Origin of the sequence: Nocardioides sp. (assembly GCF_034670285.1) — a bacterium.
GTDB lineage: Bacteria > Actinomycetota > Actinomycetes > Propionibacteriales > Nocardioidaceae > Nocardioides.
This window is the reverse complement of record NZ_JAXMNS010000421.1, coordinates 1-3,174: the sequence shown is the minus strand read 5'-3', so window position 1 is coordinate 3,174 and position 3,174 is coordinate 1. Positions and strand designations below refer to the sequence as shown.

4 protein-coding genes are annotated in these 3,174 nt (G+C 71.3%); 3 read left to right on the top strand and 1 reads right to left on the bottom strand.

Annotation, left to right across the window (positions count from 1 at the left end; all coding sequences use genetic code 11):
- Positions 1-49: 49 nt before the first annotated feature.
- Positions 50-163, top strand: a complete 114-nt coding sequence (locus VOI19_RS16980) for a M15 family metallopeptidase (protein ID WP_323794135.1) — start codon at positions 50-52, stop codon at positions 161-163.
- Here VOI19_RS16980 and VOI19_RS16975 read toward each other — a convergent pair.
- Positions 147-1,025 (bottom strand): alpha/beta hydrolase fold domain-containing protein, encoded by an 879-nt coding sequence (locus VOI19_RS16975; RefSeq protein WP_323794134.1) that lies wholly within the window; start codon positions 1,023-1,025, stop codon positions 147-149. The genes VOI19_RS16980 and VOI19_RS16975 overlap by 17 nt on opposite strands.
- A 114-nt stretch (positions 1,026-1,139) precedes the next feature.
- Here VOI19_RS16975 and VOI19_RS16970 point away from each other — a divergent pair, with 114 nt between their 5' ends.
- Positions 1,140-2,105 carry an NADPH:quinone oxidoreductase family protein gene (locus VOI19_RS16970; protein ID WP_323794133.1) on the top strand — a complete coding sequence of 322 codons (966 nt, stop codon included), beginning with the start codon at positions 1,140-1,142 and terminating at the stop codon, positions 2,103-2,105.
- 177 nt (positions 2,106-2,282) lie between these two features.
- On the top strand, positions 2,283-3,174 hold an 892-nt coding region (locus VOI19_RS16965), incomplete at its 3' end, for a hypothetical protein (protein ID WP_323794132.1).

Below are 3,174 nucleotides of genomic sequence, written 5' to 3'. Positions count from 1 at the left end.
CGCCCTGGACCTCAACGTCCCCGGCAACCAGCGCGGCACGGTCGGTGAGATGAACCGTGACGTCGTGGCGATCTTCAAGTACTGGGGCTTCGGCTGGGGCGGCGACTGGCGCTACACCGACCCGATGCACTTCGAGCTCGACCAGATCAAGCGTCCCGGCTGAGCGCCTCGCGAATCTCGGTGGCGACCATCGCCATCGTGGTGCGGGCCCGCTGAGGGTTCTCAGTGAGGAAGTAGTGGTCGACGCCGGGGGTCACGTCGTGGACGACGTCCACCCCGGCCTCGCGCAGGCGGCGAGCATAGGTGTCGCCGTCGCGCCGCAGGGTGTCGCGCTCGGCCGTCAGGACGATCGCCGGCGGCAGGCCGGTGAGGTCGTCAGCGAGGACGGGCGAGGCATACGGCTCCGAGCGGGTCGCGGGATCGGGGAAGTAGACGCGGCGCACCAGCGCGCGCAGCGAGGGCGAGATCATCCCGGCGCCGCTCGGCAGCTCCGAGGCCAGGTCGAGCGCGGGCACGCCGAGCACCTGGAGGCGCGGGGTGAACGAGCCGGCGTCGCGGGCCTGGAGGCACACCGACGCCGCCAGGCCACCGCCGCTGGAGAAGCCCCCGACGACGACCGGCGCCTCGGCCGCGATCGCCGCCGCCACGTCGTGGCACTGGTGCTGCGCGACCGGGTAGGCCACGTAGGGCCCGGTGCGGAAGTCGACGTTGACGACGCGGACGCCGGCCGTAGCGGCGACGTAGCGACACCACCAGTCGTCCATCTCGGGGTAGCGCATCAGCCAGGCGCCGCCGTGGAAGTGCACGTACGCCGGCGTCGCGGCGCTTGTGGCACCCGTCAGGTGACCGGCGCCCGAGGGCGCGTCGTACTCGTGGATGGTCACGGCGCCGTGGCGCGTGGGGACGCGGCGCTTGCGCGGCGCGGGGAGGTCGGTGCCCGCGAAGCGCAGGTCGTCGCCGTACCGCACCGAGTAGCGCGCGGTGGCGTGCATCAGGGCGGCGCTGACGCGGTCGGAGATCCTCATGGCCGGTGTTCGGAGCGGTCGGTGCTGCCAGATGGTCGGCCGCCGCGTGGTGACGGATGACCGCCCGTCGCGCCTGCTGACCTGCGTGTGGAGGTGGGGGCTAGTTTGACGCTCATGCGCGCAGCCCAGATCACCACGCTCACCGGACCCGCCGACATCACCGTGGCCGAGATGCCCGAGCCGACCTTCGGCCCGGACGACGTGCTCGTCGAGGTGCACCGGGTCGGAGTCTCGTTCCCCGACCTCCTGCTGAGCCGCGGCGAGTACCAGCTCAAGCCAGAGGTGCCCTTCGCTCCCGGCATCGACGTCGCCGGCGTCGTGGTCAGCGGACCGGGGTTCACTCCCGGCCAGCGCGTCGCCGGTGTCGGCGGCTTCGGCGGCGCCGCCGAGCTCGCGGTCGTCCCGGCGATGTTCACCTTCCCGCTCCCCGACCACGTGTCCTTCGACGAAGGTGCGGCGCTGCCGATGAACTACCTCACCGCCGAGTTCGCGCTCTACGAGCGAGGTGGGCTGCGGGCCGGTGAGACCGTGCTGGTGCACGGTGCCGCCGGCGGTCTCGGCACCGCCACCGTCCAGGTCGCCAAGGGCATGGGCGCGCGGGTCATCGGTGTCGTCAGCACCGAGGAGAAGGCCGAGGTCGCCCGCGCCGCCGGCGCCGACGAGGCGATCCTGCTCGACGGCTTCAAGGACCAGGTCAAGGAGCTGACCGGTGGGGTCGGCGTCGACGTGGTCGCCGACATCGTGGGCGGACCCGCCTTCACCGACTCGCTGCGCTCGCTGGCTCCCCAGGGGCGATTGCTGGTGCTCGGCTTCGCGTCCGGCGCCGGCATCCCCGAGGTGAAGGTCAACCGGCTGCTGCTCAACAACGTCGACGTGCGCGGCGTCGGCTGGGGCGCCTACGCGATGGTCCGTCCCGGCTACATGCAGGAGCAGTGGGGTCGCCTGCTGCCGATGATGGAGTCGGGCGCCGTCAAGCCGCCGATCGGCAAGACCTACGCCCTCGAGGAGTTCGGACAGGCGCTGATCGACATGGACGAGCGCCGCACGCTGGGCAAGTCGGTCGTGCGGGTTCGCGACTGAGTTTCGCCCGCCTCGGGCCGACAACAGGCAACTGGCACGCGTCAACATGTGGGCACCGGTGGCATCCTGAGACGATCTTGGCTTAATCTCAGGATCAGCTCGGCGCGCACCGATCCCTCTTCGGTGCCAGCTCCCTCGACCCCCCACGGCCGGGTTGCTCGGAAGGAATCAACAGACATGAACTCCCGTTTCGCTCGATCTGGTGCCCTTTTGGCCGCCGCCGGCCTGGCGCTGCTCCCGACCGCAGCGCAGTCCGCCGGCTCGGTAGTCGCCCAGTCCGGAGCCAACGCCCTGACCCTCTCGATCGGTGGCAACGCCTTCTCCACGGGCTCGACCATCGCCACGAACGATGGCGACAAGCAGACCAAGAGCGGCGAGGTCGAGCCGGCTGTCGGCGTCCTGGGCAACCAGGGGCTGCTCAACGTCGGCGCGCTCGTGCAGGACGCCGAGACCGACGTCACCAACCGCAACGGCTCCTCCGAGGCCTGCGCCGGCGTGGCCGGCAACGGTGCGGGTGTGGGCACCGTCGGTGACTCCAACTGCATCACCCCCGGTGACCCGGTCGGCATCTCGATCGCCAACCTCGACCTCACCGGCGCCGTGATCATCGACCCCGACTCGGCCATCGGACCGCTGGCCCCGCTCAACGCGATTGGTGACCAGCTCGTCGGCCCGATCACGGCCGCGGTCGTCGCCGGCCTCGCGCCGTTCGGCAACGTCTCGCTGGGCGGCACGCTCGGCGCCGTCGAGTCGCGTTGCACCGCCGACACCACCAGCGCCCAGGGCACGGCCAACATCGTCGACACCGAGCTCGGCCTGGCCATCGAGCAGGCCGGCCTCGACCTGGTTCTCGCCAAGCTGCCCGCCAACCCGCCGCCGAACACCAAGGTGCTCACCGACCTCGACGTGGTCGTCGACGTCATCACCAACGCGGTCGAGACCCAGCTCAACGACGGCCTCGACGGCCTGGCCGCTCCGCTGGCCGCCGTCGTCGACCAGGTGCAGACCCAGCTCGTCGACGCGATCATCGGCCAGATCGCCCCGCAGCTCGCGCCGCGCGAGGAGAACG

Excerpts from the sequence above, each read along its gene's own strand:
- VOI19_RS16980 (WP_323794135.1), top strand. The coding sequence starts at position 50 with ATGAACCGTGACGTCGTGGCGATCTTCAAGTACTGGGGCTTCGGCTGG.
- VOI19_RS16975 (WP_323794134.1), bottom strand. The coding sequence starts at position 1,025 with ATGAGGATCTCCGACCGCGTCAGCGCCGCCCTGATGCACGCCACCGCG.
- VOI19_RS16970 (WP_323794133.1), top strand. The coding sequence starts at position 1,140 with ATGCGCGCAGCCCAGATCACCACGCTCACCGGACCCGCCGACATCACC.